The sequence below is a fragment of the Rhodoluna sp. genome, assembly GCF_049276775.1.
Classification (GTDB): domain Bacteria; phylum Actinomycetota; class Actinomycetes; order Actinomycetales; family Microbacteriaceae; genus Rhodoluna.
In genome coordinates this window covers 1-3,369 of the sequence record NZ_JBASXC010000058.1, presented here as the reverse complement: position 1 = coordinate 3,369, position 3,369 = coordinate 1, and the positions used below count along the sequence as shown (strand labels likewise).

3 protein-coding genes and 1 pseudogene are annotated in these 3,369 nt (G+C 51.7%); 2 read left to right on the top strand and 2 right to left on the bottom strand.

From position 1 onward, the window contains the following. Together WAO31_RS03855 and WAO31_RS03850 are read left to right on the top strand one after the other, a co-directional pair. Nucleotides 1-723, top strand: a 723-nt coding sequence (locus WAO31_RS03855) for a cryptochrome/photolyase family protein (RefSeq protein WP_509590470.1), incomplete at its 5' end; no start/stop codon positions are given. 58 nt (nucleotides 724-781) lie between these two features. Beyond that, nucleotides 782-1,657: a sulfite exporter TauE/SafE family protein gene (locus WAO31_RS03850; RefSeq protein ID WP_509590468.1), complete on the top strand. Its 876-nt coding sequence runs from the start codon at nucleotides 782-784 to the stop codon at nucleotides 1,655-1,657. Nucleotides 1,658-1,666: 9 nt separating this feature from the next. Here the strand turns inward: WAO31_RS03850 and WAO31_RS03845 are convergent, their stop codons facing one another. Together WAO31_RS03845 and WAO31_RS03840 are read right to left on the bottom strand one after the other, a co-directional pair. Then, complete coding sequence (locus WAO31_RS03845) at nucleotides 1,667-2,803, bottom strand: cystathionine gamma-synthase (RefSeq protein WP_509590466.1); 1,137 nt, start codon at nucleotides 2,801-2,803, stop codon at nucleotides 1,667-1,669. 52 nt (nucleotides 2,804-2,855) lie between these two features. Then, nucleotides 2,856-3,369 (bottom strand): annotated as a pseudogene (locus WAO31_RS03840) (cystathionine beta-synthase); the annotation flags it as partial.

The window sequence follows — 3,369 nt, the reverse complement described above, 5'->3', positions numbered from 1 at the left end:
TATATCAATAACGGATTACTTCACCCGAGTGAAGTGGTCAAGGCAGTTATTGCCAAACACCAAAAGGGAGGAGTTCCCTTGAACTCCGTCGAGGGCTTTGTGCGCCAGGTCATTGGCTGGCGAGAATACATCAACGGTATGTACTGGTTTTTGGGCGAGGACTATAAACACAAAAATGGCCTGAACGCCAAGCGCAAGCTCTTGCCATTATTTGTTGAGCCCTCAAAGACCAAGATGAACTGTGTGGCAAAGGAAGTAGAGGCAATTCACGATCGCGGCTGGACCCACCACATCCCGCGCCTGATGATCTTGAGCAATCTGGCTTTGATTACTGGAACCAACCCCCAGGAGTTCTTGGATTGGATGCGGGAGAAGTTTGTCGATGCGACGGAGTGGGTGATGGTTCCAAACATCATCGGCATGGGAGTCCATGCCGATGGCGGCCAAATGATGACCAAGCCTTATGCGGCAGGCGGAGCGTATATTTCTCGAATGACAAATTACTGCAAGGGCTGTCACTACAACCCCAAGGAGAGAACCGGAGAAACGGCTTGCCCCTTCACAACTTTGTATTGGGATTTTCTGGATAGAAACCAGGCGGCGTTTTCAAAAAACCACCGCATGTTTCAGCAGAACAACGGCCTTAAAAGACTTTCCGATGTTCCCGAGGTAAGAAAGCGCGCTCAAGAAGTTCTCAAAGGTCTTGATAAAGGGCAAATCTAGGCAAACTCGCAGCATAGTAAGCGGTGCTTAGTTAGCTTCAGCTAATAGATTTGAAGCCATGTGGGTTCTGCTACTTGTTTCCGTCGCCGGCTTCCTGGCTCAACTTGTTGACGGGGCCATGGGTATGGCCTTTGGCATTACCTCCACAACACTTCTAATCTTTTTGGCCTATAACCCGGCCGCCGCATCAGCAATTGTTCACCTGGTGGAAATTGCAACCTCTTCCATTTCAGGTATTTCACACATCAAGTTTGGAAACGTTGACTGGCACGCACTTGTCAAAGTTGCAATTCCAGGAGCCGTCGGGGCATTCGTCGGCGCGGTGTTGCTGTCAAACGTTGATCTCTCGGCAGCCAGACCCTGGACCGCGAGTATTTTATTCGTTCTGGGTGCGCTGGTGCTTTACCGATTCACGCGTCCAATTATCTTGGGTAAAAAAAGACGAGCCCGCGCCAGGTGGTTAGCTCCCCTTGGGCTCGTAGGTGGTTTTATCGACTCAACCGGCGGCGGTGGTTGGGGTCCGGTAGTGACAACTTCGCTCACCGCCTCGAACGCTCTTGAACCAAGAAAAGCCATTGGAACCACCAACACCGCCGAGTTTGTCATTGCCCTTGCAGCTAGCGCCGGATTTATGGTCGGTCTTGGTGCTGCGGAGATTCCTTGGGACGCAGTTATCGCCCTTGGAGTTGGGGGAGCGCTGGGTGCTCCGATTGCAGCTTGGCTAGTTAGCAAGGCACCTCAGCGCCTACTTGGAATCCTGGTTGGAAACTTGATTATTGCCCTAAATGTTCGTCAGCTCAGCATCTCTTTTGAATTACCCACAGCTGTGTCCATTGCAGCCTACGTTGCCGCCGCTATTTTGTTTATCGGCACCGTTATCTACGGAATCAAGCTTCTAAAAACAGATCGTTTGCCAAAGCCCAACCAGGACTAAAAAAGTCTGTTAGCTGAGGGCTTTTTCCAAATCCGCAATTAGGTCCTTTGGATTCTCAATTCCAACCGAGAGCCTGACAATTTCGCCGCCGACTTCAATAGGGGAACCCTTGGCTGAAGCGTGGGTCATTTCAGCTGGGTGATTCACTAGAGATTCGACCCCGCCTAGGCTCTCCGCAAGGGTGAACAACTTGGTCTTGTTGCAAAAATCCTTGGCAGCCTTTTCGCTCTTGAACCTCAGGCTTACAATCCCGCCGAAACCAGACATCTGTTTTTTTGCTAGCTCATGCCCAGGGTGGCCAGGTAGGCCGGGGTAATAAACCTGCTCAACGTTTTTGTGTGCATCTAGAAACTCCGCAACAGCCTGAGCGTTTGAGCAATGCTTATCCATTCGAACAGCTAGGGTCTTTATCGACCGGTGAGTTAGCCAAGCATCGAAGGGGCTCGATACGGCACCCGCTGCAAACTGGATGAACCTAATTTTTTCGTGTAGGTCGGCATCGTTGACCACAACGGCACCTCCGAGGATGTCGGAGTGACCGCCCAGAAACTTGGTGGTTGAGTGAGTCACGATGTCGGCGCCATACTCGAGTGGTCTTTGTAAATATGGCGTTGCGAAGGTGTTGTCCACTACGGTCAAAATGCCGTGCTCCTTGGCAATTTTTGAGATGGCGGCGATGTCAAAAATTCCAAGCATCGGGTTCGAAGGCGTTTCAATCCAAACAAGTTTAGTTTTGCCCGGTTGAATTGCGGCGCGAAGAGCTTGCTCATCGGATAGGTCAACCACCTCGGAGTCGATCCCGGCGGAGCGGTGAATGCGGTTCATTAGCCTAAAGGTTCCACCGTATAGATCAGAGCCCAGCACAACGTGATCACCTGGAGCGCAAGTTGCTCTAACGATTGCATCCTCGGCTGCAAGGCCGGAGGCAAAACTTAGCCCAAATTTGCCGGACTCGAGGTTGGCAAGAGCATCCTGTAGCGCAGACCGGGTTGGGTTGGCAGCCCGGTTGTATTCGAATCCGTCTCGAAGACCGCCTACGCCGTCTTGCTTGTGGGTTGAGGACATGTAAATTGGTGGAATTACAGAGCCATTATTGGCATCCGGGTCCTGAGAGACGTGGATGGCTCTGGTTTCAAACTCTGACATGTTGACTGATTCCTTTGGTCGTGATTCTTAGATTAGTTGGCTTATCAGGCAGCTAGGAAATCTGCTTGATCAGGGCCTCTACTTCGCCCTCGTGAAGAAGCAGCAAAAACTCATTTTTCTCAAGCATCGCCTTGGCCACCTCGACGCTTTGACCCGAGCCCACCAGGGCAGGCTTCGCGCCGAGTAAGTCCTTGACGGTAGCGGTTGCAGGGGCTGTATCAATTTGAGCCAGGGAGATTGTGCCAATCACGTGCCCGATTCGAACCGGGGGAACCTTGACCGTCACGGGAAGTGACGAAAGCCCGGAATCTTCGATTGACTGACGAGCGCTCACAAGTGAGTCGGTCTCTAGAACAAATGGAACGGTGGCGGCATCGGATTTTACTTTCTCCGAAAGCTTCACCTTCGAGTCATCTTCTAGGAAGCCGTAGTTTTTCATCCAATCGTCATTGAATACCTTGGCAAGGTATCCTCTTCCTCCATCTGGCAAAATCACAACCACAACGGCATCGGCTGGCAAATCCTTAGCAACTCGCAAAGCCGCCGCCGCAGCCATGCCGCAGCTT

Bases quoted from the DNA above. Each gene is read 5' to 3' on its own strand.
- WAO31_RS03845 (WP_509590466.1), bottom strand. From the start codon at position 2,803: ATGTCAGAGTTTGAAACCAGAGCCATCCACGTCTCTCAGGACCCGGAT.
- WAO31_RS03850 (WP_509590468.1), top strand. From the start codon at position 782: ATGTGGGTTCTGCTACTTGTTTCCGTCGCCGGCTTCCTGGCTCAACTT.